This window comes from Amycolatopsis sp. NPDC039088, assembly GCF_055598845.1.
In genome coordinates, this window is the sequence record NZ_JBVKAE010000001.1 from 408,909 (window position 1) to 435,692 (window position 26,784).

The 26,784-nt window shown below is 68.5% G+C and carries 23 protein-coding genes and 1 pseudogene; 14 read left to right on the plus strand and 10 right to left on the minus strand.

From position 1 onward, the window contains the following. Window positions 1-36: 36 nt before the first annotated feature. From htpG to ACZ7KI_RS01685, 5 genes are all read right to left on the minus strand, one after another. Window positions 37-1,902: a molecular chaperone HtpG gene (htpG, locus tag ACZ7KI_RS01665; protein WP_470271324.1), complete on the minus strand. Its 1,866-nt coding sequence runs from the start codon at window positions 1,900-1,902 to the stop codon at window positions 37-39. Between the two features lie 29 nt (window positions 1,903-1,931). Then, window positions 1,932-3,518, minus strand: coding sequence for an alkaline phosphatase D family protein (locus ACZ7KI_RS01670; protein WP_470271325.1), 1,587 nt, complete (start codon window positions 3,516-3,518; stop codon window positions 1,932-1,934). 50 nt (window positions 3,519-3,568) lie between these two features. Then, window positions 3,569-3,814 carry a hypothetical protein gene (locus ACZ7KI_RS01675; RefSeq protein ID WP_470271326.1) on the minus strand — a complete coding sequence of 82 codons (246 nt, stop codon included), beginning with the start codon at window positions 3,812-3,814 and terminating at the stop codon, window positions 3,569-3,571. A gap of 78 nt (window positions 3,815-3,892) precedes the next feature. Next, the gene (locus ACZ7KI_RS01680; protein WP_470271327.1) at window positions 3,893-4,015 is read right to left on the minus strand and encodes a hypothetical protein; all 123 of its coding nucleotides are present in this window, start codon (window positions 4,013-4,015) and stop codon (window positions 3,893-3,895) included. Further along, on the minus strand, window positions 4,012-5,250 hold the full coding sequence (locus ACZ7KI_RS01685; RefSeq protein ID WP_470271328.1) for a YncE family protein: 1,239 nt from the start codon (window positions 5,248-5,250) through the stop codon (window positions 4,012-4,014). The genes ACZ7KI_RS01680 and ACZ7KI_RS01685 overlap by 4 nt, the downstream gene beginning before the upstream one ends. Before the next feature lie 145 nt (window positions 5,251-5,395). Here ACZ7KI_RS01685 and ACZ7KI_RS01690 point away from each other — a divergent pair, with 145 nt between their 5' ends. Next, a complete protein-coding gene (locus ACZ7KI_RS01690; RefSeq protein ID WP_470271329.1) occupies window positions 5,396-6,541 on the plus strand; it encodes a PucR family transcriptional regulator in 1,146 nt (381 codons plus the stop codon). Window positions 6,542-6,604: 63 nt separating this feature from the next. Then, window positions 6,605-8,266 carry an alkaline phosphatase family protein gene (locus ACZ7KI_RS01695; protein ID WP_470271330.1) on the plus strand — a complete coding sequence of 554 codons (1,662 nt, stop codon included), beginning with the start codon at window positions 6,605-6,607 and terminating at the stop codon, window positions 8,264-8,266. 17 nt (window positions 8,267-8,283) lie between these two features. On the opposite strand, the gene ACZ7KI_RS01700 is transcribed toward ACZ7KI_RS01695, so the two are convergent. After that, window positions 8,284-9,255: a helix-turn-helix transcriptional regulator gene (locus ACZ7KI_RS01700; protein WP_470271331.1), complete on the minus strand. Its 972-nt coding sequence runs from the start codon at window positions 9,253-9,255 to the stop codon at window positions 8,284-8,286. A 61-nt stretch (window positions 9,256-9,316) separates the two neighbouring features. Between ACZ7KI_RS01700 and ACZ7KI_RS01705 the strand changes: the two genes are divergently transcribed. Next, entirely contained in the window at window positions 9,317-10,477 is a 1,161-nt protein-coding gene (locus ACZ7KI_RS01705; protein WP_470271332.1) for an epoxide hydrolase family protein, read from the plus strand. 60 nt (window positions 10,478-10,537) lie between these two features. On the opposite strand, the gene ACZ7KI_RS01710 is transcribed toward ACZ7KI_RS01705, so the two are convergent. Then, window positions 10,538-11,086 carry an ArsR/SmtB family transcription factor gene (locus ACZ7KI_RS01710; RefSeq protein ID WP_470271333.1) on the minus strand — a complete coding sequence of 183 codons (549 nt, stop codon included), beginning with the start codon at window positions 11,084-11,086 and terminating at the stop codon, window positions 10,538-10,540. A 76-nt stretch (window positions 11,087-11,162) separates the two neighbouring features. Between ACZ7KI_RS01710 and ACZ7KI_RS01715 the strand changes: the two genes are divergently transcribed. Both ACZ7KI_RS01715 and ACZ7KI_RS01720 read left to right on the plus strand, forming a co-directional pair. Further along, window positions 11,163-12,359: an MFS transporter gene (locus tag ACZ7KI_RS01715; RefSeq protein ID WP_470271334.1), complete on the plus strand. Its 1,197-nt coding sequence runs from the start codon at window positions 11,163-11,165 to the stop codon at window positions 12,357-12,359. A gap of 70 nt (window positions 12,360-12,429) precedes the next feature. After that, a complete protein-coding gene (locus tag ACZ7KI_RS01720; RefSeq protein WP_470271335.1) occupies window positions 12,430-13,512 on the plus strand; it encodes an Rv2629 family ribosome hibernation factor in 1,083 nt (360 codons plus the stop codon). A gap of 4 nt (window positions 13,513-13,516) precedes the next feature. Here the strand turns inward: ACZ7KI_RS01720 and ACZ7KI_RS01725 are convergent, their stop codons facing one another. Then, a complete protein-coding gene (locus ACZ7KI_RS01725) occupies window positions 13,517-13,876 on the minus strand; it encodes an arsenate reductase family protein (RefSeq protein ID WP_470271336.1) in 360 nt (119 codons plus the stop codon). An 88-nt stretch (window positions 13,877-13,964) separates the two neighbouring features. On the opposite strand from ACZ7KI_RS01725, the gene ACZ7KI_RS01730 reads away from it, so the two are divergent. After that, the gene (locus ACZ7KI_RS01730) at window positions 13,965-14,345 is read left to right on the plus strand and encodes a YdeI/OmpD-associated family protein (RefSeq protein ID WP_470271337.1); all 381 of its coding nucleotides are present in this window, start codon (window positions 13,965-13,967) and stop codon (window positions 14,343-14,345) included. Here ACZ7KI_RS01730 and ACZ7KI_RS01735 read toward each other — a convergent pair whose 3' ends face one another. Beyond that, window positions 14,346-15,551 carry a PP2C family protein-serine/threonine phosphatase gene (locus ACZ7KI_RS01735; RefSeq protein ID WP_470271338.1) on the minus strand — a complete coding sequence of 402 codons (1,206 nt, stop codon included), beginning with the start codon at window positions 15,549-15,551 and terminating at the stop codon, window positions 14,346-14,348. 151 nt (window positions 15,552-15,702) lie between these two features. Here ACZ7KI_RS01735 and ACZ7KI_RS01740 point away from each other — a divergent pair, with 151 nt between their 5' ends. From ACZ7KI_RS01740 to ACZ7KI_RS01775, 8 genes and pseudogenes are all read left to right on the plus strand, one after another. Further along, complete coding sequence (locus tag ACZ7KI_RS01740; RefSeq protein WP_470271339.1) at window positions 15,703-17,754, plus strand: hypothetical protein; 2,052 nt, start codon at window positions 15,703-15,705, stop codon at window positions 17,752-17,754. A gap of 54 nt (window positions 17,755-17,808) precedes the next feature. Then, complete coding sequence (locus tag ACZ7KI_RS01745; protein ID WP_470271340.1) at window positions 17,809-18,228, plus strand: DoxX family protein; 420 nt, start codon at window positions 17,809-17,811, stop codon at window positions 18,226-18,228. 299 nt (window positions 18,229-18,527) lie between these two features. After that, on the plus strand, window positions 18,528-19,820 hold the full coding sequence (locus tag ACZ7KI_RS01750) for an extracellular solute-binding protein (protein WP_470271341.1): 1,293 nt from the start codon (window positions 18,528-18,530) through the stop codon (window positions 19,818-19,820). After that, window positions 19,817-20,803, plus strand: coding sequence for a carbohydrate ABC transporter permease (locus tag ACZ7KI_RS01755; RefSeq protein ID WP_470271342.1), 987 nt, complete (start codon window positions 19,817-19,819; stop codon window positions 20,801-20,803). Before ACZ7KI_RS01750 ends, ACZ7KI_RS01755 begins: the two co-directional genes overlap by 4 nt. Then, window positions 20,800-21,630, plus strand: coding sequence for a carbohydrate ABC transporter permease (locus ACZ7KI_RS01760; RefSeq protein ID WP_470271343.1), 831 nt, complete (start codon window positions 20,800-20,802; stop codon window positions 21,628-21,630). Before ACZ7KI_RS01755 ends, ACZ7KI_RS01760 begins: the two co-directional genes overlap by 4 nt. A gap of 3 nt (window positions 21,631-21,633) precedes the next feature. Continuing rightward, entirely contained in the window at window positions 21,634-23,076 is a 1,443-nt protein-coding gene (locus tag ACZ7KI_RS01765; protein ID WP_470271344.1) for a glycoside hydrolase family 3 protein, read from the plus strand. A gap of 215 nt (window positions 23,077-23,291) precedes the next feature. Beyond that, window positions 23,292-25,214, plus strand: a complete 1,923-nt coding sequence (locus tag ACZ7KI_RS01770) for a GTP-binding protein (RefSeq protein WP_470271345.1) — start codon at window positions 23,292-23,294, stop codon at window positions 25,212-25,214. A 15-nt stretch (window positions 25,215-25,229) separates the two neighbouring features. Further along, window positions 25,230-25,538, plus strand: a pseudogene (locus ACZ7KI_RS01775) (LLM class flavin-dependent oxidoreductase); the annotation flags it as partial. Between the two features lie 11 nt (window positions 25,539-25,549). Here the strand turns inward: ACZ7KI_RS01775 and ACZ7KI_RS01780 are convergent. After that, on the minus strand, window positions 25,550-26,410 hold the full coding sequence (locus tag ACZ7KI_RS01780; protein WP_470271346.1) for an NAD(P)-dependent oxidoreductase: 861 nt from the start codon (window positions 26,408-26,410) through the stop codon (window positions 25,550-25,552). Between the last annotated feature and the right edge of the window lie 374 nt (window positions 26,411-26,784).

The following is a 26,784-nucleotide window of genomic DNA, read 5'->3' on the forward strand; positions in this document are numbered from 1 at the left end:
AGGGACTCTGGGTCCCTCAAGGAGTCCTTCACGGAACTACAGGGTCTTCTGGAGGTGCGTCGCGAGGAGTTTGGTGAAGCGTGAGGGGTCGGCGAGTTCGCCGCCCTCGGCCAGCAGAGCCATGCCGTAGAGCAGTTCGGCGGTCTCGGCGAGACCCTCGTTCTCGCCCTGCTTCGCGAAGGCGTCCCGCAGCCCGGAGACCAGCGGGTGGCCCGGGTTGAGTTCCAGGATCCGCTTGATCTGCGGCATTTCCTGGCCCATCGCGCGGTACATCTTCTCCAGCGTCGGGGTGACGTCGTTCGTGTCACCGACGATGCAGGCGGGCGACGTCGTCAGCCGCGACGACAGCCGGACCTCCTTGACCTGCTCCGAAAGCGACGTCGTCAGCCAGGTCAGGAGCCCGGAGAACTCCTCCTTCTGCTCGTCGGTGGTGTCGGAGTCGAGTTCGACCTCGCCCTTCGCGACCGACTGGAACTGCTTCTCCTCGTAGCCGGAGACGGCGTCGACCCACATCTCGTCGATCGGGTCGGTGAGCACGAGGACCTCGTAACCCTTGGCCTTGAAGGCTTCCAGATGCGGGGAGTTCTCGATGCTCTGCCGCGATTCGCCGGTCAGGTAGTAGATGTGCTCCTGGCCGTCCTTCATCCGCTCGACGTAGTCGCGCAGCGACGTCAGTTTCTCCGGGTCGTTCGTCGAGGCGAACGAGCAGATGTCGAGGATCGCGGTGCGGTTCTCGAAGTCGTCCAGCAACCCTTCCTTGACGGCGCGGCCGAACTCCTTCCAGAACGTCTCGTACTTGTAGGGGTTCTCGTCGGCCATCAGGGTCTTGACGGTCGAGAGGACCTTCTTGACCAGGCGACGGCGGATCAGCTGGATCTGCCTGTCCTGCTGCAGGATCTCGCGCGAGACGTTGAGCGAGAGGTCCTGCGCGTCGACGACGCCCTTCACGAAGCGCAGGTACTCCGGCATCAGCGCTTCGCAGTCGTCCATGATGAAGACGCGCTTCACGTACAGCTGGACGCCGCGCTTGCGCTCCCGCATGAACAGGTCGAGCGGCGCGTGCCCCGGCAGGAACAGCAGCGCCTGGTACTCGAACGTGCCCTCGGCCTGGAGGCGGATCGTCTCCAGCGGGTCGTTCCAGTCGTGCGCGACGTGCTTGTAGAACTCGTTGTACTCGTCCTCGGTGACGTCGCTGGAGGAGCGGGCCCACAGCGCCTTCATCGAGTTGACCGTGACGACCTCTTCGCCCTCGGTCATCCGGATCGGCCAGGTGATGAAGTCCGAGTACTTCTTGACGATCTGCTTGATCTTGGTGGCCGAGGTGTAGTCGAAGAGCTGGTCTTCGGTGTCCTCGGGCTTGAGGTGCAGGGTGACCGAAGTGCCCTGGGGCAGGTCCGGGACCGTCTCGATGGTGTACGTGCCTTCGCCCTCGGACTCCCAGCGGACGCCTTCGTCCGATCCGGCGCGGCGGGTCAGCAGGGTGACCTTGTCGGCCACCATGAAGCTGGCGTAGAAACCGATACCGAATTGGCCGATCAGATCCTGCGAGGCCGCGGAATCCTTGGTCTCTTTGAGCTTCTTCAGGAATTCGGCGGTGCCGGATTTCGCGATCGTGCCGATCAGCGCCACGACGTCGTCCCGGCTCATCCCGATTCCGTTGTCCCGCACGGTCAGGGTGCGGTTTTCGGGGTCGGTGTCGATCTCGATGTGGAGATCGTCGGTGTCCGCCTGGAGGTCCTTGTCGCGGAACGCTTCGAGGCGGAGCTTGTCCAGTGCGTCGGAGGCGTTGGACACCAGTTCCCGCAGGAAGGTGTCCTTGTTCGAGTAGATCGAGTGGATCATCAGCTGCAGGAGCTGACGTGCCTCCGACTGGAACTCGAGTGTTTCGGCAGAGGTTGTCACGCGGCGATATTACCGAGCGCGGGTCCGCGTCAAGCCAGCCTCTGCCTGGCCACCTCGGTCAGCCCGTCGCCGGTGGCCTGTTCGATCGTCGTGACCGCGGACCGGCCGGTGGTCTCGACCGTGGCGATCACGTTGCCGAAATGCGGGCCGGACACCTTGGACCAGGTCAGCGGATCGGGTGTGACGCCGCCTCGGCGGGCCCAGCGGCGTGCGAGCGACGCCACCGGGGACGACCAGGTCGCGGCGAAGGCCAGCCGGAGCGGCCGCGGCATGGCGTTGTGCACCGGCGAACAGGTGACCTGGTACACCGTCGACGTCACCGGTTCGGGGTACCGCGCCTCGGCGATGTAGGCGTGATGGACGTCGCCGGAGAGCACCGCGATGGTGGCGGGCGGCTCCTCCCCGCGTCCCTCGCGCGCGATCATCGCGGCGAGCCGATCGAACGACGCGCGGAACGCCGCCCAGTGTTCGAGGTCGCCCGCCTGCCGGATCTTCTCCGCGAGCCGGCCCCGCCACCCGGGCCGGGCGCAGGCCCGCTCGTTGAGGGACTGCAGGTGGGAGATCACCGGCGGCAGCAGCCACGGCAGCGAAGACCCGATGAGCAGGTGGTCGCAGGCTTCGGCGGCGTTCTCCTCGACCCAGTCGAACTCGTCGTCGTCGACCATCGCCCGATGACCGGGCTCCAGGATCCGCCCCGCCCGGCTGTCGATGACCAGCAACCGCACCTTGCCGAAATCGCGCCGATAACTCCATCGCGCACCCTTGGTGCCGTCGCGTTCGTTGTCGGCTTCGTCGGCGTAAGCGACGAGCAGGTCGGCGTTGTCCCTGCCGGAAGCCAGGGCCTTCTGATAGGTCGGGTCCTCAGCCAGTTCGGCGGGGCCGAGGTTCCCGAGGTGCTGGTAGACCCAGTAGGACATGATCGCCCCGCGCAAGCGCTCCTGCCACCACGGCTGCGCGCGCATCTGCTCCCGCCAGGTATGCGAGGTGTTCCAGTCGTCGCGGACGTCGTGGTCGTCGAAGATCATCGACGTCGGCACGGTGGACAGCAGCCAGCGGATCGTCGGCTCGCCCCAGGCTTCGAGGTAGAGGTGGGTGTACTCCTCGAAATCCGTCACCTCGGTCCCGGGCGGCTTCGAGGTGTCACGACGCCGCTTCAGCCATTCCTGCGTCTCGTCGGTGGTTTCGTCGGCGTAGACCTGGTCGCCGAGCATCAGCAACGCCTGCGGCCACTCGGCCTCGTCGCCGTCGGCCATCCGGCGGGCGTACGCGGCCAGCGCGTCCGGACCGAACGTGTCACCGTCGTGCGGTTTGCGGCAGGAACCGAACACGAGCCGGACCCGGGACTCGTTCGCGGGCAGTGTCCGGATGCGACTGGGCGGGAACGCGGAATCCTCCAGTGGCCACACCTTTTCGCCGTCCACGCGCACCTCGTACTCGGTGCTGGTGCCGGGTTCGAGCCCGGTCAGCACGAGCAGGGCGTAGTGGTGGCCCCGGATCTCGAACGTCCTCGCGGTCGTGCCGAGGACTTCGACCTCACTCGCGGTGCCGGTCTCGACCCACACCGTCGCCGACGTCTCGTCGACATGACGCAGCAACGGACCCAGGCGCAGACTCATTCCTGAAACGGTGCCACAGCGGAGCCAAGATCGTGCGCTGAGCGGAAGCCTCAGCCGAGCCGGGCGAAGATCTCCCGGATCTCGGCCAGCGCCTTTTCCCGTTCCGCGTCGTCTTCGTACCAGTCGTCGGCGGCCCGCTCTTCGACGATCGCCTCGGGGGTGAATTCCTCGCCGGACCGGTAGGGGCTGACACAGTAAGCGAACCCGGACTCGGTCAGCGGGTCCAGGTCTTCCCGGCGGCAGTGCTCCAGGAAGCCTTCGGCCTGCGCCCACCGCCGGCCGTCGAACCAGAACACGCCACCGGCGTAGTGGATCGCCGCTCCCGTCTCGGCATCGACGAGGTTCAGGGCCTCGTAGTTCTCGGGGCGGTTCCGTCAGCGCGACGAGGTGTCCGGGGTGAAGTACCAGACGGCCGACTGCCCGCCACTGTCGTTCCAGGCGAACCGTTCCGCGCCGTCCACCGCGATCGGCGTGATGTCGGTGATCGCGTCGATCACCGGCCTGCGGGCCCCGTCCAGCCGTCGGGCACGTGGCCGATCCGGATGCGCTGCGGGTGGTCGCCGACCGGGACGGACTTCACCTTCGCGCCGGTCGCGAAGTCGATCGCGGTCACCTGGTCGGCTCCGCTTTCCGAGATGACGCAATGCTTTCCGTCACCGTTCACCGTCGCCCAATACGGCTTCGCGGCCGTCACGAGCCGGGCCTCCTGCAGGCTCGCACGGTCCACAATGGTCGCGTAGTCGTCCATCGTCCCGGCGACGCACAGCTTGTCGCCCGCGGGGCTCATCGACAGTCCGTGGTGCCGCGAGTCGTTGACCCAGGTCGTCCGGTCTTCGCTGGTGTTCGGGTTCTTCGGCAGCGTCTTCGACCGGGTGATGCGGTCGGTGGCGACGTCGTACTCCAGGAGGCCGTTGAAGAACGAGACCTGGAAGTACAGCTTCGACTCGTCGGGCGTGAACGCCATCGGGCGGATCGCGTCGGACAGGTCGGTGCGGCCGAAGGCGTCCAGTCGCTGGCGCATGTCGATGACCTTGACCTGTTGGAAGGTCTTCGTGTCGGCGACGGTGAGCTTCCGGTCGCCCTTGGTGAAGTCCTGCCACGGCGCGTCGAGAGCGGTGTTCACGTCGCCGATCGAGCTGTTCCAGAGGTACCGGCCACCGTCGGTGTAGGTGTTCTCGTGCGGTTTGTCGCCGGTCTTGAACGAGCCCAGCTGCTGCCCGGTCTCGATGTTCAGCACGTGGACCGTGTTCGACGTCGAGGCGGACACCGCGATACTGCGCCCGTCCGGCGAGACGGCCATGTGGTCGGAACGGAACCCCGACACCGGGAAACGCCAGTTCATGCGGCCGGTGGTGAGGTCGATCGAGACGACGTCGGCGAAACTCGGGCGGGAAGCGACGACGGAACGGCCGTCCGGGGTCGTGTAGAGATCGTCGACGAGCTGGTCGTGTCCCTCGCCGACGCCGTTGCGGATGCCGAGGAAGAACGCGAGTTTGATCGGGTTCAGGTAGATCTCGGCGAGCCGCTCGTCCTTGTCCGGCACCATGTTGACGCGCGCGATCTTCGCGTAGTCGCCGGAGGGCCGGATGACGTCCGCCGTCCCCTCCCAGTTGTTGCCCACGAACAGGACCTGCCTTAAGGCGGCGCTCGCTCCTGCCGCGGGCACCGAGCCCAATGCCGCGACGGCGAGGCAGGTCACGAGGACGGTGTTGAGCAACCGGCGTTTCCGCATCACGCGCACCCTTCGGCGAAGTCCTGTTACCTTTCGGTAGCTCACAGGAAACCAACCGATCGGACACCCTCGGTAGGGGCCGGTCGCCAAGGACCGCGTCGTTCGTTGTGGACAGCTCACAACCATCCGCGGGAAGGCGGTGGCGATGGCGCACCGGTTGCTCCACGAGGTGCTGCGGGCGATGGCGGCCGACGCCGATGTCGTCGACGAGGTCGTCCTCGCCGCCCGCACGGAGTCGCCGGAAGTGGCGGGCTTGCCGGTGCACGAGAACCGGCGGCACGTCGCGATCGTGCTCGCCGCCGGGCTCGCGTCGTTCGAACGGCCGGGCGGGACCAGTGAGCAGGACTACGCCGCGGCCGCCGTCCTCGGCGCCGACCGGGCGACCCAGGGGGTGCCGCTGGCCGCGCTGCTGCGCGGGGTGCAGGCCGGGCGCAGCCGCGCGGTCGAGATCGCCGTCGAACGCGGCAAGGCGGCCGGGGTCCCCGATGACGTCATGCTGGCGGCGCTGGTCGACTTCGACCGGAACACCCGCGCGCTCGAACGGCAGGTGATCGCCGGCTACCACGAAGCCGAACTCGAACTCTCCCGCACGGTCCGCGACAGCCGGGTCCGGTTGCTGCGGCGGTTGCTGGGTGACGACACGGCGGTGCCGTCGGCCGAGGAGGTCGCGCACGCCGGGCTGAACCCGGACGGCCGCTACCACTGCCTGCACTCCGACATCGGCGATCCGTACCAGGCACGGGTCGTCGAGCGGCGGCTCGGCGGGACGGGCGGGATCTTCGGACTGGTGGAAGGACGGCTGACCGGGCTCGCGCCGCGGCTGCCGACGCCGTCGGCGCTCGGGGACGACGTCCTCATCGTGGTCTCCCCCGCCGTCCCGCTCACCGAGGTCCGCGGAATGCACGCCCTGTGCGCGATGGCCCTGCCGACGGCCGCGCGGGAGCGGGCCCGCGGCCTGCACGAGGTGGCCGAACTGGCCGTGGAGACCGCGCTCGACGCCCAGCCCGGGCTCGCCGCGCTGCTCGGCGAAACCCTCCTGGGCGCGCTGACGCCGGGCGACGCCTTCCACGAACAGCTCGTCTCGACCGCCCTGGCCTACCTCGACCACGGGCGGCGGCTCGATCAGACCGCCGCCGCGCTGCACGTCCACGCGAACACCGTCAGGTACCGGCTCTCCAGGCTCGGCGAGATCACCGGAGCGTCGCTCGACCTGCCGGAAGACGACGGCGGCTCGCAGGTGCGGCACACCGTCGGCTGGTGGTGGGCGCTGCGCACCTGGCGATCGGCCTGAACCACCGGGTCCCGCCGTCCGTGTAACCCGATGAAGGCTCCTGCACCCTGGAAGGAACCCGCCTTGTCGGTTTTCACGCGTCCCGTCCTGGTCGGCCTGCCGGGGGACCGGACGGCCGCCCGCGAAATCGCGTCCAGCGCGGTGACGACCCTGTCCGGCGTCCTCGTGCTGTTCGCCCTGCTCGCGCCGAACGACCTCGACAGGCTGACGCCGGAGGCGTTCGTGCGGCTGCCGGTGGAAGCGCTGCTCGGGGTGGCGGTCGTGCTCATGCTGCGCGACGGCGCGCGGCGGATCGTCGCGGTGTCCGCCGGCGCCGTCCTCGGGCTGCTGACCGTCGTCAAGGCCATCGACATCGGCTTCGGGCTCGCCCTGAACCGGCGGTTCAACCCGGTGTTCGACTGGGGTGTCGTCGGCAACGGCGTCGACCTGCTCGGCACCTCGATCGGCAGGAGTGCCGCGATCGCGTCGGTCATCGGGCTGGTTCTGCTGGGCGTGCTCGTCGTCGTGCTCATGGCGCTGTCGATGGAGCGGTTGAGCCGGGTGGTGGCCGGACGCCGTACCGCGTCGACCCGGGTGGTCGCCGTGCTCAGCGTGATCTGGATGGTCTGCGCGGTGTTCGGCGTGCAGCTCGCGCCGGGGCAGCCGCTCGCGTCACGCAGCGCCGTCGCCTACGCCTACGACGACCTCCGGCAGGTGCGGGCCGGTATCCGGGACAGAGAGGCCTTCGCGTCCGAGGTCGCCGTCGACGCGTTCCGTGACACGCCGCCGTCCGGGCTGTTGAACGCGTTGCGCGGCAAGGACGTCCTGTTCACCTTCGTCGAGAGTTACGGCCGGGTGGCCGTCCAGGATTCCGACATCGCGCCCAAGGTCGACGCGGTACTCGACGCCGGGACCGCGCGGCTGAAGAACGCCGGGTACGGCTCGCGCAGCGCGTTCCTGACGTCGCCGACGACGAGCGCGGGCAGCTGGCTCGCGCACTCGACGTTCCAGTCCGGCGTCTGGGTCGACAGCCAGCACCGCTACGACGACTTCGTGAAGACCGACCGGTTCACCCTCGGCGGGGCGTTCAGACGGGCGGGCTGGGAGACCGTCGGCGTCGTCCCGGCACACACCGAGGAGTGGCCGGAGGGGAAGATCTACGGCTACGACCGCTACTACGACTCACGCGGGATCGGCTACCACGGCCCGCCGTTCTCCTACGCCACGATGCCGGACCAGTTCACGCTTTCGGCTTTCCAGCGCGCCGAACGCGCGAAGCGGGACCACGCGCCGCTGATGGCGGAAATCGACCTCGTCACCAGTCACTGGCCGTGGACACCGCTCCCCCGCATGGTCGACTGGAACGCCGTCGGCGACGGGTCGATCTACAACCCGATGCCCGGGCAAGGGAAAACGCCCGAAGAGGTCTTCACCGACCCGGCCAAGGTGCGGGCCGCGTACGGCGACTCGATCGCTTATTCGTTGAACTCGCTGATCTCGTACGTGGAGACCTATGGGGACGACGATCTGGTGCTCGTGTTCCTCGGCGACCATCAGCCGAACCCGATCGTCGCCGGGGCGGGCGCCGACCGCGACGTTCCGATCACCGTCGTCACGCGGGACAAGGCAGTGCTGGACAAGATCGCCGCGTGGAACTGGCAGGACGGGCTGAACCCGGACCGGAACGCGCCGAGCTGGCCGATGAACGCGTTCCGGGACCGGTTCCTGAGCACCTTCGCCCGCTGACCCCCGCATTCAGAGGACTAAACGCGGTTGGAGTCGGCCGCTGCGTCGCGATACCGGTCGGCCAACGTGCGCAAGTAGAGGACTAATTGCGGGGGTTCGGTGACCCGGAAAGGGACATTGAGCAGTCCTAAGTGGACAGCCAGTGTCTCGATGCTGTCGGCGCCGGTGTGCAGCACACAGGTGTCCGCGTCGACGGCCTCCACCGTCCCGACGGCCGGGTTGATCCGCGCGGTCACCTCCTCGGCGGACGCGTGCACGGTGACGTCGGCCCGGTACCGCCAAGCCGCGGCCGAGACACCGCGCCGCACCCGGTCCGTGACGTCCTCCGGCAGCTCACGCGGGGTGAACCGGGGGCCGATCGGGACACGCGGCGTCACCCTGTCGACGCGGTAGGTGCGCCAATCGCCGCGGTCGAGGTCCCACGCGACCAGGTACCAGCGGCGTCCCCAGTTCACCAGGCGATACGGCTCGGTCTTCCGGACGCTCTCCGAGCCGTCGTGGGCCCGGTAGCCGAAGCGCAGCACCTCGTGGTCGCGGCAGGCGGCGGTCAGCACGGTGAGCGTCTTCGCGTCGACGCGCGGGCCGGGATCGTCCCGGGGCACCGGGATCGTGTACGCCTGCAGAGCGTTCACCCGACGTCGTAACCGCGACGGAAGCACCTGCTCCAGCTTCGCGAGCGCGCGCAACGACGTCTCCTCCACTCCCGCGATGGTGCCGCCCGCCGCGGTCCGCAGGCCGATCGCGACGGCGACGGCCTCCTCGTCGTCGAGCAGCAACGGCGGCAGATCGGCGCCGGCACCGAGGCGGTAGCCACCGACGGAGCCACGGGTCGCGTTCACCGGGTAGCCGAGCGCACGCAGCCGCTCGACGTCGTTGCGGATGGTCCGCGCGCTCACTTCGAGGCGTTCGGCCAGTTCAGTGCCGGTCCAGTCACGGGGAGTCTGCAAGAGGGAGAGCAAACGGAGCAGTCTTGCCGAAGTTTCCAACATTCTTCGAGGCTCCCTCCTCATTAGGAACGTACTGTTCCTAATGGCACTCTATCTTGGTCCTATGAACGAGAACACCGAGATCAGACCCTTCCGCATTGACATCCCCCAGTCCGAACTGGACGATCTGGCCGACCGCCTCGCCCGGGTCCGCTGGGCGAACGAACTACCCGCCGATCAGGTCACCGACGGCGTACAGCGAGGACCCGTCACGCCGGGCTGGGAGTACGGCGTGCCGCTCGAGTACGTGCAGCGGCTGGTCGCGTACTGGCGCGACGGCTACGACTGGCGCGCGTGGGAGGCGAAGCTCAACGCGTACCCGCAGTTCACCACCGAGATCGACGGGCAGAACATCCACTTCCTCCACGTCCGCTCGCCGGAACCGGACGCGACGCCGCTGATCCTCACCCACGGCTGGCCGAACTCGGTCTTCGAATACCTCGACCTGATCGACCGGCTGACCGACCCGCGCTCGCACGGCGACGCCGAGGCGAAGGCCTTCCACGTCGTGATCCCGTCACTGCCGGGATTCGGCTTCTCCGGTCCCACCCACGAAAAGGGTTGGAACCGCTACCGCACAGCTCGCGCTTGGGCGGAACTCATGCGGCGGCTGGGGTACGAACGCTATGGCACGCACGGGAACGACGCCGGTTCGTTCGTCGCCCCCGAGGTCGGCCGCGTCGACCAGGAACACGTCATGGGCGTGCACGTCACGCAGCTGTTCTCGTTCCCGAGCGGTGACCCCGCCGAGTTCGAGGGCATGACGGAGCAGGAGCTGGAGTACGTGCAGTTCCTGCAGCACTTCAACGACAACATGTCCGGCTACGCGAAACTGCAGGAGAGCGCGCCGCAGAACCTCGCGCACGCGCTGGCCGATTCACCGGCCGGGCAGCTGGCCTGGAGCGCGCAGCTGCTGGCGGGCACTAACGACGACCACGTCCTCACCAACGCGACGCTGTACTGGCTGACCAACACCGCCGCGTCGGCCGCGCGGTTCTACTACGAGGACAAGCACGCCGAGCACCCGGCCGAGCCGACGACCGCGCCGACCGGGCTGGCGAGTTTCGCCTACGACTTCCGTCCCCTGCGGCGCTTCGCCGAACGCGACCACTCGAACATCGTGTCGTGGGAGGAATTCGACCGCGGCAGCCACTGGGCGACGCAGGACGCGCCGGACCTTCTGCTGGGAAGCATCCGGGACTTCTTCGGCAAGGTGAGTGGATAAGGCGCGAGTAGGGCGTGACGTCTCGTGAGTGGTAGTGACGGTTCTAACCGTCATTACCACTCACGAGCCTTTGGCCATGCGGTGCAGCAGGAAGATCCCGTTCAGCAGCGGCCGGTCGAGGCGCTGGTGGTCGGTGGCGACGTACTCGTCGAGGATGTCGAGGACGCGGTTGTCGAGTTCGGTGACCTCCTCGGGCGAGAGGTGCAGCGCGAACCTCTCGACGACCCGCACAGAGCCGGGGCCCGCCTCGCGGAGCTCGTCCTGGAACGCCTCGATCGGCCCGAACCGGATGTCCTCGTCCTCGTCGTTCAGTGGCCCATCCAGCCACCAGGTCTTGCCCGCGCTGCGGTACGGCTTCTCCAGCGCACCGCTCGCGCCGGTGCGCACCGGCGCCTGCTCCAGCAGACCGGCCTCGACGAGCTGCCGCACGTGGTAGAGCACCGTGCCCGGATCCTTGCCGAGCCGGTCGGCCAGTTCCTTGTTGGTCAGCTCCCGCTCACCACAGAGCCGGAGGACGCGCAGCCGCAACGGATGGCCGAGTGCCTTGGCCTCACGCGCCGTCGCCTCACGCCGCCGGTCCGCCACCCGCGCGGCGAGCTGATCATCCATCCCCACAGCCTAGCCGACTGATAGAGAAACGCATCATCGATGGAGTTTTCTCCATCGATGTGCGATTCTCGATCAGGTGACTTCACTGGGGACCGCTTACTGGCGACTGTGGACTTCGTCGGGCTTGTCGAATCTGGCCGACGGCATCGTCAAGGTCGCACTCACTTTGGTGGCCGTCCAGTTCACCCGGTCACCCGCGCTCATCGCGGGTCTGGCTTTCGCGTTGTCCTTGCCGTGGCTGGTATTCGCCCTGCACGCCGGGGTGATCGTCGACCGCGTCGACCGCCGTCGCGCGATGCTCACCGCCAACGTGCTCCGAGCGGGCCTGCTCGCCGCGCTCGCGGTGGCGATCGCGCTGGGTTCCGGGTCGATCTGGCTGCTCTACGTGGTCGCGCTCGGACTCGGATTCGCCGAAACGATCCACGACACGGCCGCGCAGGCGATCCTGCCCCAGCTGGTCGGCCGCGATCGGCTGACGCGGGCCAACAGCCGCCTCTACGCCGCCGAACTCACCGCCAACGAATTCGCGGGGCCACCGCTGGGCGGCTTCCTCGTGGCGGCGGGCGCTTTCACCGCGTTCGCGGCACCTTCCGCGCTCTGGGTCATCGCGATCGTCGCGCTCTTCTTCGTCCCGGGATCGTTCCGTGTCGAAAGGACAGAGAAGACAAGCGTGCGCGAGGATCTCGCCGAAGGCCTGCGTTTCCTTTGGGAGAACCGGTTTCTCCGGGTCACGGCGATCATGGTCGGCGGGTTCAACTTCGCCACGAGCGCGACGTTCACGCTCTTCGTGCTCTACGCGGTGGGACCGTCGTCGCCGATGGGCCTGCCGGAACAGGCATACGGCTTCCTGCTGTCCGTCATCGCCGCGGGGAGTTTCGTGGCCTCGTTCGTGGCCGAGCGGATCGAGCGCGCGCTCGGCCAAACCCGGGCGCTGGTCCTCAGCCTGCTCACCGGCGCCGTACTCGTCGGGATCCCCGCGGTGACCACGAATCCGTACGTGATCGGCGTGGCGTTCTTCCTCGGCGGCGCGGGGGTCGTCGTGTGGAACGTCATCGTCGTCTCGTTGCGGCAACGGATCACCCCGGACCAGTTGCTGGGCCGCGGCACCAGCGCGCACCGGCTCGTCGCGTGGGGCACCCGGCCGCTGGGCAGCGCGGCGGGCGGGCTGCTCGCCGAGGCCGTGGGGCTGCGGCCGGTGTTCGCGGTGATGGCGGCGGTGATCCTGGCGCTGCTGCCCGGCCTTCGTGCCCTCCATGATTCATCGCGCACCTGACGGGTACTCGAAGATCGACAGTGAACCAACGAGCCTGGAGGGAAGCGTGGACGTCACAACGCTTCGGGAAGTGACCGCTCGCGAAGGGCCGTTCGCCTCGGTGTACTTCGACAGCTCGCATGACACCGAGGACGCCGCGGCCCAGCTGGAACTGCGCTGGCGGGCGATCCGGAACCGACTGGCCGAAGAAGGCGCGCGAGAGCCGACGCTCGCGGCGCTCGACGCGGCGATCGACCGGGAGCCGGCGCCGAAGGGCAAGGCCGGCCGGGCCCTGGTGGCCAGCGGGGACGAGGTCGTCCTCGACGAGCGCCTGCCCGAGCCGCCGCCTCGGGAGATCGCGCGTGTCGCGTCCCAGCCGTATCTGCTCCCGCTCCTGGAGCTCGCGCCGCCCGCCGTACCGCATGTCGTGGTGGTGGCGGACAAGACCGGGGCCGATCTGCTCGCGGTCGGCGAGCACGGCACTGAACAACACACCGTCCAGGGTGAAGACCACCCCGTGCACAAGGTCCGCGGTGGCGGTTCGGCGTACTGGAACATCCAGCACCGCGTCGAGGCCGTCGTCGAACGCAACGCCGCGGAAATCGCGCAGGAGGCGACCAAGCTCGCCGATTCCGTCGGCACCGAAGTGCTGATCCTCGCGGGCGAGGTACAGGCGCGGACGGCGGTGCGGACCCACTTCCCGCCGCGCGCCAGGGAAAAGTTGATCGAGGTCGAGGAGGCCGCCCGCGCCGAGGGCGGCGATCCGGGCGCGCTGGAGGCCGAAGTCCGGCGGGTGCTCGCCGAACACGCCGAACGCCATCGCCGGGATGTGATCGACCGCTATCGGCTCGAACAGGGCCGCGACCACGGACTGGCCGCGCGCGGCCTCGCCGAGACCACCGCGGCGCTGCGCTCGGGCGCCGTGGGGAGTCTGCTGATCGACGCGGACTCGCTGGCCGATCGCACCGTGTGGACCGCGGCGGATCCGACCCAGGTCGCCACCGCCAAGGAGCACTTGCGACTGTCGGAGACCGGCGCCGCCGAGACCATGGACGACCGCCGGGCGGACGAGGCGCTTCCGGCCGCCGCGCTGGCCGAAGGAGCCGACATCGTCACCGTCAGCGGTGAGGGTCTGCCCGACGGCGTCGGCGCCATCCTGCGGTTCGCGCCCTAGCGCGTCACCCCGGCAAGACGGACTGGACGGCTTCGGGGGTGCGCGCGACGACCGTCGTGCCATCGTCGGCGGTGATGATCGGCCGCTGGATCAGCTTCGGATGCGTGACCAGCGCTTCGATCCACTTGTCGCGGTCGGCGGGCGTGCGCCCCCAGGTCTTCAGTTCGAGTTCTTTCGCGATCGGCTCGGCCGTACGGGTGATGTCCCATGGTTCGAGCCCGAGGCGCTTGAGGACGGCCTTCAGTTCCTTCGCCGTCGGCGGCTCCTCCAGATACTTCCGCACGGTGTACTCGGCACCCGCCTCGTCCAGCATCGACACCGCCGACCGGCATTTACCGCACGCCGGGTTCACCCAGATCTCCATGTCGGGCCACCTCTGTTCTGAAAGTGCTCACTCGATGAGCACTTTGCTTCCGATGATGGTCCTAGACGTTACGAGAGAGGACCCGGCCATGGACGAGCCCACCTGCACCGCCGCCACCCCCGCCGAGTGGCTTGCCTGGCTGCGTGAAAACGCCGACAGCGCGAAGGCGGTCTGGCTGATCATCCAGCACAAGAACAGCGGTGTGCCCAGCGTCCGCATCCACGAGGCGGTGGAAGAGGCGCTGTGTTACGGCTGGATCGACGGGCTGCACCGCAAGAACGACGCCGGTAGTTCCCGGCTGCGGTTCACCCCGCGCACTCCCCGTAGTTCGTGGAGCCGGGTCAACCGCGAACGGGCCGCCCGCCTGATCGCGGAGGGCCGGATGACCGCGCGGGGTCAGGCGGCGATCGACCGGGCCAAGGAGAAGGGCCGCTGGCAGGTCGTACCCGACGATCACCCCGTCCGGTGATCAGTTCAGGTCGCGCCTGGCCACGAGGATGGCGATGTCGTCCTGGGCGGGCGTCGCCCCGACCAGCGCGGCCATCACCCGCGCGCACACCACACCGGGCGGATCGGCGGTGACCACGTCGGCGAGCCTCCGCAGCCCGACGTCGATCAGGTGATCCCGGCGCTCCACGAGACCGTCGGTGTACAGGGCGAGCACACTGCCGGGCGGCAGCTCGATGTCCGTCCTCCGGCGTTTCGGCCCGGTGACCCCGATGGGCGGGTCGACCGGGGCGTCGACGAACACCGACGGGCGGTCGCGCGTCGCGAGCACCGGGGGCAGATGCCCCGCCAGCGAGATCGCCACGCTGTCCCGTGAAGCGGGCATCAACCCGTACACGACGGTGGCCAGCGCACCCGGCTCGAAATGGTGCACCTTCCGGTCCAGTTTGGACAGCACCTCGGCCGGATCGTCCGATTCGAGGGCGTAGGCACGCAGCGCGCTGCGTATCCGGCCCATGATCACCGCGGCGTTGAGGCCGTGCCCGGCGACGTCGCCCATCACGATGCCGAAGCGATCACCCGGCAGGGGGAACAGGTCGTACCAGTCCCCGCCGACTCCCGGTTCGGTACCCGGCACGTACCGCGCGGCGAACTGCATTCCGGCGACGTCGGGCAGCCGTCCCGGCAGCAGGCTCCGCTGAAGCGCCGACGCGGCCGCGCGATCGGCGGTGGAGACGTCGATCTGGACCGCCAGCGCGATCCGCGCGGCCACCAGCCGCAGCAGTTCGACGTCGGCCTCGGTGAACTCGCGCGGCGTCACCGACCCGACGTGCAGGACGCCGACCAGATCGTCACCCGACACCATCGGCACGCCGAGCAGGGCGCGGAGGCCGCGTTCCCACAGGAGCGCGTTGACGACGGTGGTCTCGTCGACGTGGTCGAGGATCACCGGGCGCCGTTCCGCGGCCACCCGGCCGGCGAAACCGGCGCCCACGGTGATCTGGACGTCCTGGTAGACCTCTTCTTCGATCCCCGAGGCGGCGATGGCGCGCAGCAGCTGCGCCTCCGGGTCGAACCGGAGCACCGTGGCCGTGTCGACCCCCATTACCTCGCGTACCCGGCCGAGAATCGTCTCCATCACCTTGCCAGGGCCGAGGTGCCCCAATGCGGTGTCGGTGATGGCTTCGAGCACCTGGATGCGCTCGTCGGCCGTCGAAGTCTCGGACATGCGCTGAGCCTAACCAGTCCGGTCACACGCTGTCGCCCAGGACACCGCCGATACGGCGTAACCCGCCCTCGTGAACCATCCGAAAGCAGGGTCACGACGGAACCACGGGAGTTAAGATCCGGCGTCGACGTCATGTTCTGGGGGCAGAACCATGGAAGTGGAACCACGCCGCGCGGACGGCTCCGGCGAGGCCGAGATCACCCGGCTCTGCCGGACGCTGGTCCCACTGGCGGCCGCCGGTGCACACGCCGAAGCGGCGTCGGCCTACCGGTGGGTGACCAGGGCCTCGACCGGTGCCCCGCACCGGTACGGCGACCACGCCCTGCGGCTGGAGTTCTGCGCGCTCACCGGTAACGAGCACACCGGTATCGAACTTCTGTCGCTTTTGGACGGTGTGGGCGACCACGCGGACGCCGTCGAGAGGCTGGAGTTCTTCACCGCGGCGGCCCTGCTCACCCGGCGGCTGACCGAAACCGGGTACGGCGAGATCCGGTTCACCCTCGACGGCCCGTACGACGGGCTTCTCCTGCGTCAACTGCACCAGCGGATGCGGGCGGCGGCGTTCGTCGAGGCCGAGGAACTCGACGAACGCGAGCACACCACTGACTTCACCGAAGACGCCCGGCGGAAAATGGCCGCCAAACCGGTCACGGAGTTCGTGCCGCTTTTTCCTTCCGCGCTCCCCCGGGTCCCGATCCTGCCGCCGCCCGATCTGACGGCGGAGGAACTGGTCGTCCGGGCCGAAATCCACAATCACCGGTGCGAACCGGAGGAGGCGCGGGCCTGTCTCGCCGCGATCGGCACCGTCCCGGAGGAGATCGCCCCGCGACTGACCGAACTGCGCGCGATCTTCTTCCAGGGCGGCGACACCGAGGAGCGGCTGCGCCGCGCGGCCGCCGGGTTCCGGCGCCAGGGCGACGAGGTCCGGTTCCTGCTCAACCAGTGCTGGCTCGGCCTCTGGCTGGTCTTCGACGATCAGGCCGAGACGGGCGTCGCGCTGACGACGGTGGCCGCGGCGCGGTTGCGCGCCGGGACCGACGACGGCGCCGCCTGCTGGGGCGAGTACTGGCTGGCGCACGTGCTTTCCGGACAGGGCCGCACTGCCGAGGCGTACGAGGCCTTGCGGCGTGGCGCGGACCGGGCCCGCGAGGCGGGGGACCCCTTGCTCCTCGGCACTCTTCTGTGCCTGGAGGCGTCACTGCGGAACGGCGACGGCGAGGATCCGGTGACCACAGTGGAACTCGCGCGTGCGGCGACCGATGCCTTCATCGTCGGGAACGTCGGCGAGAAGGCCGTGGAAGCCGTCGAACAGGTCCGGATCGCCTACGAGCGCACAGGATCGCTCGACGAACTCGACGTTTTCGTGGAGCACCTGCTGTCGACGCTGCCCGTAGGCGGCCCGGAGCGGCTGCGCGGGCACCTCCGCCAGCTTCGGGCGATGTCCCTGATCGGCACCGGCCGGTTCGCCGAAGCCGTCGACGACGCCTACGCGTCCCTCGGTGTCGCCGCGTCGAGGGGCAAGGACACGGTGGAGCACTGGTACGTCCTCGTCACCGCGCTGCACGGCGCCGGCCGTTACGACGAGGTGCTCGACGTCGCACCCCGCACCATCGACCTGCTCTCCGGGCTGCCGGACTGGGATCAGCGCTGCCGGTGGATGTACGCCGACGCCTACCGCGCGCTCGGCGAATCCGCGCGGGCGTTCGACGAATACGCCGTCCTCGCCGAAATCCTCCAGGAGGCGGGCGACACCGGGCATTCCTACATCTCGGCGAGCATGGCCGCCGCGGAACAACTGGACCTGCTCGGCTACGGCGCGAACGCCGCCGACTTCTACGCGCGGGCCGCCGAGGCGGCGCTGGCGATCGGCGGCGGGTACGTGGCCGCCACTTGCCGTAACGCCGCGACACTTTCCCGGCTGCGGTCCGGCGACCTCGACGCGGCACTGACCGCGCTCGCCGCCGCGGAAACCGCCGTGCACGCGGTGAAAACCGAAACCGCGCCCGCCAGGGAGCATCTCGTCGCCCAGCTCGATCACGTCGCCGCGCACGTGCTCAGCGCGGCGGGCCGCGTCCGGGAAGCCGCCCGCCGCGCGCTCCGCGCCGCCGAAACGTTCCACCGGATAGGCGAACCCGAGTCCGCCCGCGACGTCGACCTGCTGCTCGAACAGATACTCCTCGGTGACGCCGAAGGACGCATTTAGAGGACTAAACGCGAAGCTTGCCATGCCCCACCGCCCTGGAGAAAGATCCCCGGCATGTCCGAAGGAGCCAGCGGAACCCGGAGCCTGCCGATCGGCTCGATCGCGCTGTGGATCGTGCGCGTCGCGCTGGCCGCTGAGTTCCTCTACAGCGGCTACCTGCTGTTCGCGGGCGGCCACACCGAACAGACCTTCGCCGAAATCGGGCTCGGGCAATGGCTCCGGTACGTCACGGGCGTCCTCGAGGTCGGCGGCGCCATCGGCCTGCTCGTCCCCCGCCTCGGCGGCCCGGCGGCGCTCCTGCTCGCCGGTGTCATGGTGGGGGCGAGCGTCACCGAACTGTTCATCCTCACCAACGGCGGCCCGGTCCTCCCCCTGATCCTGCTGATCGCCTGCGCGACGCTGGCGTGGTTCCTTCAGGATCAGACCAGGGCGCTCTTCGGCATCGAGCCACCTCTCGACGACGAGGACTACTGATCCGATAGCCGGTCCGGCTTCCCCCGAACAGTCCTGAGCGTTCCGCCGAATGCTCCGTTCACCGGAACAGTCAACGAAAAACCGCATGTCAGCGCGACTGGCGACAACTTGTCGAGCGCCGCCCGAAACCGCGTTCGAGCGTGATCATTCGCTCACGCAAGGTGAAAGATTGCGGCTCGTTTACAACGACTCGGCCACCTGCTTGACAGTCGGAGTGGTACGTACCACGCTGCCCGCATTGGTCTACACCATTTTGTGGGAGCCCGGCATCGTGGTCGGGCATCGAAAGGACGGCACGAGTGAAGCGCTGGCTCAAGATGACTGCGGGCGCCGCGGCCATCACCCTCGCGACGGCGGGCTGCGCCGGTTCCGGCAGTGGCGACAGCACGAATTCGAGCGCTCCGGCCTCGAACGGCACGCTCACGGTCTGGCTCATGACCGGGACCGCCCCCGAATCTCTGACGAACTCGCTCCACAAGGAATTCGAAGACGCGCACCCCGGCGTCAAGGTCAAGTACGAGATCCAGCAGTGGAACGGTATCCAGCAGAAGCTGACCACCGCACTGGCCAGTGACAACCCGCCGGACGTGATCGAGCTGGGCAACACCCAGACCCCCGCGTTCGCCAACCAGGGCGTGCTCGCCGACCTCACCTCGAGCGTCGCCGACTTCAACGGCGCCCAGTGGCTCCAGGGCCTCAAGGCCTCGGGTGAGTTCGACGGCAAGACCTACGGCGTCCCGTTCTACGCGGCCAACCGTGAGGTCATCTACCGCAAGGACATGTTCGAGCAGGCGGGCATCACCGCGACGCCGAAGACGCGCGCGGAGTGGCTCGACGCGATCACCAAGCTCAAGGCCAAGTTCGGCAGCGACCCCGAGTTCCAGGCCCTCTACCAGCCGGGCCAGAACTGGTACGAGCTGCTGTCGTTCATCTGGGACGAGGGCGGCGACATCGCGCAGGCCAACGGGAAGTCCTTCAAGGCCACGCTGAACACCCCGCAGGCCAAGGCCGGGCTGGAGTTCTACAAGCAGCTCACCGACGCTTCGGGCACCAAGGCGCCGAAGGACGCCGACGAGGCCACCCCGCAGCAGGCCGGTATCTACGGCGCGGGCAAGGTCGCGATGATGATCGGTGTCCCGGGTGAGGCCGACACCGCCGCGAAGACCGACCCGTCGATCAAGGAGAAGTCGGGCGCCTTCCCGATCCCCGGCAAGACCGCCGACAAGCCGGCCCCGGTCTTCCTCGGCGGCTCGAACCTGGTCATCCCGGCCAACAGCAAGAACGCGGCCGCGGCCAAGGACTACGTCAAGCTGTTCTCCACCCCGAAGTACCAGACCGAGCTGGCCAAGGCCGGTTACGTCCCCGGTACCTCGACCGACGTGTCCGCGCTCGACGCGAACCCGCTCACCAAGGTCATGGCCGAGGCGTCCAAGAACGGCCGCGCCGTGCCGACCAGCCCCAAGTGGGGTGACGTCGAATCCGGTCAGAACCCGATCAAGGACATGCTGACCGCCTACCTGACCGGAACGAAACCGCTCGACCAGGCGACCGCCGACGCCAACGCAGCGCTCGACAAGCTCATCGGCGGATGACCACGACCAAAGATGTGACGACGCCGGCGGGGTCCTCCCCGCCGGCTTCGCCGCGCATCAAGCCGCCGAAGTCGAATCGGCGCCTCCGTCTCGGCGAACGGACGGCGCCGTACCTGCTGATCCTTCCCGCGTTGATCGCGATCCTGGTCCTGCTGGGCTGGCCGACGCTGCAGCTGGTCGGGATCAGTCTCCGCAAGCTCGACCTCCGTGAGCTGGTCTCCGGAGACATGGTCTGGGTCGGGTTCGAGAACTTCTCCGCGATCCTGTCCGACCCCGAATTCTGGGAGATCACCGTCCGCACGCTGGTGTTCACCGCCGCGGTCGTGATCACCACCCTGCTGCTCGCGCTGTTCATGGCGCTGCTGATGCGGCATCTCAACCCGGTGGTCCGGGTGATCCTGCAGGTCGCGCTGATCCTCGCGTGGGCGACCCCGGTGGTCGCGACGACCACGATCTTCCAGTGGATCTTCGACCAGCAGTACGGGATCCTGAACAAGACGCTCGCGAAACTCGGCTTCGAGGAGTTCATCGGGCATTCCTGGTTCTCCACCGGACCGAGCACACTGACCGTCATCGGCCTGCTGGTCGTCTGGCAGGCCGTGCCGTTCGTGGCGTTCACGTTGTACGCCGGGCTTCTCGGTGTCCCGAAGGAGCAGTACGAGGCGGCGGGCATCGACGGCGCCAATCCCTGGCAGGCGTTCTGGGCGGTCAGCTGGCCGGCGATCCGGCCGATCCTGACCATGGTCACGTTCCTGTCGGTCCTGTGGGACTTCAAGGTGTTCGCCCAGGTGTGGGCGATCCGCCAGGGCGGGCCGGACGGCGCCAGCACGACACTGCCGGTCTACATGTACCTCAAGGGCCTCGCGGGCAACCACTTCGGCCTGGCGGCGACCGCCGCCCTGCTGATGATGCTCGTGCTGATCCTGCTCACCGCCCGGTACGTCCAGCTGCTGGTGCGCACGAAGGAGGCCGACCTGTCATGAGGAAGTCCCTGACCCAGCGGATCGGCCTCGGCACGCTCGGCGTGGTCGTGGCCGTCCTGTTCGTCTTCCCGACGTACTGGATGATCACGTCCTCGCTCAAGACCCCGGGCGAAGTCCTGTCGCCGAGTTACGACCTCGTCCCGCTTTCGGTGACGTTCGACAACTTCGTCTCGGCGCTGACGAAGCCCGGCTTCACCACCTATCTCGCCAACAGCCTGATCGTCACGATCGGCGCGGTGCTGTGCTCGCTCGTCGCGGGGGTACTGGCCGCGGTTCCGTTGTCCCGGATGCGTTTCCGTGGCCGCAAGGGTTTCCTGCTGCTGGTGCTGGTCGCGCAGCTCGCGCCGTTCGAGGCGCTGCTGATCCCGATGTACCTGCTGATGCGGGACGCCGGGCTGCTCAACCAGCTGCCTTCGCTGCTGCTGGTGTACTTCGCGGCGACGCTGCCCTTCACGTGCTGGATGCTCTACGGCTTCGTCAACGGCATCCCGTACGACCTCGAAGAGGCCGCGATGATCGACGGCTGCAGCCGGGCGGGCGCGTTCCGCCGGGTGACGCTGCCGCTGCTCGCCCCGGGGCTGGTGACCACCTCGGTGTTCAGCTTCATCACCGCGTGGAACGAGTTCCTGTTCGCGTTCGTGTTCATGCGCGACCAGAACATGCAGACGCTCCCGGTGTGGCTTTCGTCGTTCCGGACGGCGTTTTCCGTGGACTGGGGCGGCATCATGGCGGCGTCGGTCATCTACGCCGTGCCCGCCTTGGTGTTCTTCATCCTCGTCCAGCGCAAGCTCGTGTCCAACCTGACCGCGGGCGCAGTGAAGGGATAAGCGTTGTCTTCACCGGAAAAGCTCGCCGGATCCGTGCTCGTATCGGGATTCGACGGCACGACCGCGCCGGACTGGCTGCGGCGCAAGGTGGCCGACGGCCTCGGCGGCGCGATCCTGTTCGGCCGCAACGTGGTCGACGACGAACAGGTGGCCGCGCTGAGCGCTCAGCTGCGGGCGGAACGGCCCGACGTGCTCATCGGCATCGACGAAGAGGGCGGTGACGTCACGCGCCTCGACGTCGCCACCGGCTCGTTCGTCCCGGGACCACTGGCACTCGGCGCCGCGGACGACGTCGAGCTGACGGCGTCGGTGGCCGCGGCGCTCGGCGAGCGGCTGGCCGCGTGCGGGGTCACCATCAACTTCGCCCCGTGCGCGGATCTGACCCTGGCGGCGGAGGATCCCTCCATCGGGGTGAGGGCGTTCGGTTCGGACCCGGTGAAGGCGTCGCCGCACGTCGCGGCGTACATCACGGGTCTGCAGAAGTACGGCGTCGCCGCGTCGGCCAAGCACTTCCCCGGCCACGGGGCGGCGACCGACGATTCGCACCACTCGCTGCCGGTGCTGCCCAGGACCGAAGCGGAACTGCACGCGATCGAACTGGTCCCGTTCAAGGCGGCGATCGCGGCGGGGGTGCGGGCGGTGATGACCGGGCACCTCGTCGTGCCCGCGTGGGGCGAGCTGCCCGCGACACTCAACCCGAAGGCGCTGACCGACGTCCTGCGCGGCCAACTCGGCTTCACGGGCGCGGTGGTCACCGACGCGCTCGACATGGGTGCCATCGCCGGCGAGCTGGGCAAGACCGAAGGCGTCGGCCGGGCGGCGGTGCGGGCGCTGATCGCCGGCGCCGACGCGCTCTGCCTTGGCGGGGTGTCGTTCGAAGAGGACGAACTGAACCGGATCGCGGCGGTCATCGCGGCCGCGGTCGAAGCCGGTGAACTGCCGCTGGAGCGGCTGGCGGAGGCGTCGGAGCGGGTCGCCGCACTCGGCGCTCCGCCGGTGTCGACGCCGATTTCGGCGGTCGATCACCGGCTCGGGCTGGAGGCGGCGCGCAAGGCGTTGCGGATCCAGGGTTCGCCGAAGCTGGACGGACCGCCGCTGGTGATCGACGTCGAGACCGAGCCGATCGTCGCGGCCGGGCCGATGCCGTGGGGACTCGGCGCGCATCTGACCGAGCTCGTTCCCGGCACGCGGGCGCTCAAGGTCACCGCGGACGGGATCGCGACCGCGATCGACGCCGTCCGCGGCGCGCGCGACCTCGTCGTGGTGACCCGCGAGGCGCACCGTCATCCCGAGGTCCGCGAGTTCCTCGCGTGGCTCCGGGAGTCCTCTGTGGACTACATCCGGGTCGAGACCGGCGCGCCGGGCCCGGACACCGAGGGCCCCCGGATCGACACGTTCAGCGGGTCCTACGTCAGCCTTCGCGCCGCGGCGGAATACCTGGCCTGACCCTCTTTCGCATTTCGTCCTCTGAATGTGGTACTTGCGCGTGCATCTACCGCAGTCAGAGGACGAAATGCGTTGGGCGGTAATTCGGTTGCGGAGCCGAAGCCCGGGGTGCTGTAGTCGGGAAGATCGGTTCCCGGCCTAGGAGATGATCGTCTTGCCCGTGTCCATGTCCTTCCACCAGGTAATTTCCGCCTACCTCAAGGACAAGACACCTCGTGAAGACCCTCAACCTGGGGATTTTGGCGCATGTTGACGCCGGGAAGACGAGCCTGACCGAACGGCTGTTGCATACGGCCGGGATCATCGGCGAGCTGGGCAGTGTCGATGACGGCAGTACCCAGACCGACACGCTGGCGCTGGAACGCGCCCGCGGGATCACCATCAAGGCGGCCGTGGTGTCGTTCGCCGTCGGCGACGTCACCGTCAACCTGATCGACACCCCCGGCCATCCCGATTTCATCGCCGAGGTCGAACGCGTCCTCGGCGTCCTCGACGGCGCCGTCCTGGTGCTGTCGGCGGTCGAAGGCGTCCAGGCACAGACCCGTGTGCTGATGCGGACGTTGCGACGGCTGGGCATCCCGGCGCTGCTGTTCGTGAACAAACTCGATCGGCGCGGCGCCGATCCGGACCGGGTGTTCCGGGAGATCGCCGGGAAGCTCACGTCTTCGGTCGTCGTGATGGACCCCGTCGAACCCGATCGGGTGATCGACCTGCTGGCCGCCCTCGACGAAGACTTCCTGACCGGCTACCTCACCGATCCGGACGCGTTCACGTCGTCGCGGCTCCATGCCGAACTCACCGCGAAAGTGGCCGAAGGGCTCGCCTATCCGGTCTACTTCGGATCGGCGATCACCGGCGAGGGTATCGACGCGCTCCGCGACGGCATCGAGAATCTGTTGCCCGCCAAGGAAAGTGCTGCCGACGGCCCGCTCTCCGGCACGGTGTTCAAGGTCGAACGCGGTCCCGGTGGCGAGAAGATCGCCTACGTACGGCTGTTCTCCGGCAGTCTCGCCGTCCGCGACAAGGTCCCGCTCGGTGACGGCGAAGGCAAGGTCACCGCGATCAGCGTCTTCGACAACGGCGCCGCCGTGTCGGCGGGATCGGTCGAGGCGGGCCGGATCGCGAAGCTGTCGGGACTCGACGTCCGGATCGGTGACGTGCTCGGGACCAGGCCGGGACACGTACGGGAGGCGCTGTTCTCACCGCCGACACTGGAAACCGTCATCTCACCGGTGCGCCCGGCCGATCGCGGGCCGCTGCACCAGGCGCTGACCCAGCTGACCGAACAGGATCCGCTGATCGGCCTGCGACAGGACGAAATCCGTCAGGAGACCTCCGTTTCGCTCTACGGCGAAGTGCAGAAGGAGGTCATCCAGGCGACCCTCGCCGACGAGTACGGCATCGACGTCACCTTCAGCGAGACGACCACGATCTGCGTCGAGCGCGTTTGCGGCGTCGGATCGGCCGTCGAACTCATCGGCAAGGCACCGAATCCCTTTTTGGCCACGGTCGGGCTGCGCGTCGAGCCCGGTCCGCCGGGGAGCGGGATCTCGTTCCGGCTGGAGGTCGAACTCGGCTCGATGCCGTACTCCTTCATCAAAGCCGTCGAGGACACGGTGAAGGAGACTCTGCGCGAGGGCGTCCACGGCTGGGAGGTGCTCGATTGCGTGGTCACGATGACGCATTCGGGTTATTACGCCAGGCAAAGTCACGCGCACGGCACCTTCGACAAGAGCATGTCCAGCACCGCGGGCGACTTCCGCGACCTGACGCCGCTGGTGCTGATGACTGCCTTGCGCGAAGCCGGGACGACCGTGCACGAACCGATGCACCGGTTCACCCTCCAGACCCCGGCCGACACGCTCGGCCCGGTCACCACGCTGCTGGCGCAGGCACGCGCCGTCCCGCGCACGACGCTCACCCGCGGGGACACGGCCGAGCTGGACGGCGAGATCCCGGCGGCGAAAACCCATGAGGTGCACCAGCTTCTGCCCTCGGCGAGCCGAGGGGAAGCCGCGATGGAGACCGCCTTCCACGGCTACCGGCCGGTCCGGGGAGCGGCGCCGTCACGATCGAGGACCGACCACAACCCGTTGGACCGCAAGGAATACCTGCTTCGCGTGCTGCGGCGCGTCTGAGGATTGGAGAACGGCATGGTTTCACGGCTCGGAGTCAGGATCCCGCGCGAACTGCCCGCCGCCCGGTTGACCGGGCTCGCCCGGCGCGCGGAGCAGGAGGGCCTGGACGAGGTCTGGATCGTCGAGGACTGTTTTTACGCGGGCGGGATCGCCACGGCGTCGGCGGTGCTGGCGTCGACCGAGAAGATCACCCTCGGCATCGGCGTCATGCCCACCGTGGCCAGGAACCCGGCGATCGCGGCGATGGAGATCGCGGCACTGGCGGAGCTGTACCCGGGACGGTTGCTCGCCGGTTTCGGGCACGGTGTGCCGAGCTGGATGCGCGTTTAGTCCTCTCAATGCGTCCTGGGCCGGGCTTCGAGGGCCTTCACGACGGCGACCATGTCCGCGTCACCGAGGCCGAGCCGCGCGGCCTCGGCATAGAGGACACGGGACGCTTCGAGCAACGGCAAGGTGAGTCCCGCTTCCCTTGCCGCAGCCGCGATCAGCTCGACGTTGGCCAGGACGTTCGCGATCGACGCTTGCGCCGCGAAATCCTCATCGGCCAGTTTGGGTGCCTTGACCCGCAGGATCGGGCTGGCCAACTGCCCCGCGCCGAGGACACCGGCGAGCAGGCCGAGGTCGAGCCCGTGCGCACGGGCGAAGTGAACGGTCTCGGCCAGGCTCGTCACGACCGCGGTCAGGTGCACGTTGACCGCCAGCTTCATCAGGAGCGCGTTCGGTACCGGCCCGCAGTGCACGGTTTCCCGGCACAGCGGCCCGAACAGCTCCCGGACCTCCTCGATCGCGCCGGGGTCACCCGCGAGCATGGCGACCAGTTCACCCGCCTCGGCGGGGACTCGGGAGCCGGAAACCGGCGCCTCCACGTACCGCGCCCCTGCGGCGAGGAGGTCTCTTTCGAGTGCGCGGGAATGCTCCGGCGCCGTCGTTCCCATGTGGACGATCGTGCGGCCGGCGAGCGAGGGCCGTCCGCGATCGAGCACGGCGTCGACGGCGGCCGCGTCCTTCAGCATCAGGATCACGACGTCGCATCGCGCGAAGAGTTCGGCCACGTCTTCGACGGCCTCGGCCACCTGGTCCGCTTTACCCGGGGTGCGATTCCACACGAGCAACGGGATTCCGGCCCGCGCCAGGTTCCGTGCCATCGGCCCGCCCATACTGCCCAGTCCGGCGAAACCGACTCGTGAGATACCCATGGACCCACTGTGCGGCACGACCGGGAGCCGCTGTGCCCGATGCGAGATTCCTGCCGGAATTCGCGAGGAATGCCCCGGTACTCGTGAGTGGTGATGACGGTTTCACACCTTCCCCCAGTACATGATGGCCCCCCTTCATTGCGCCCAGCGCCAGGGTCCCGGCAAAGTCACATGAGTTGCTGGTTGGCATTGTTCTAGGTGGTCCGGATGTGGCATCGCTGATGCCTGCGAGGTCCGAGTGTGGAGGATTTGGGACGGTGAACGTCCCAAATCCTCCACACTCGAGGTGCACCAGGGTTCAGGGAACTCCCCTGAAAAAGGTCCCCACCTTTCCCGAACCCCAGCGCCCGGCGCAAAGAAAGGGGCCCTCCCCT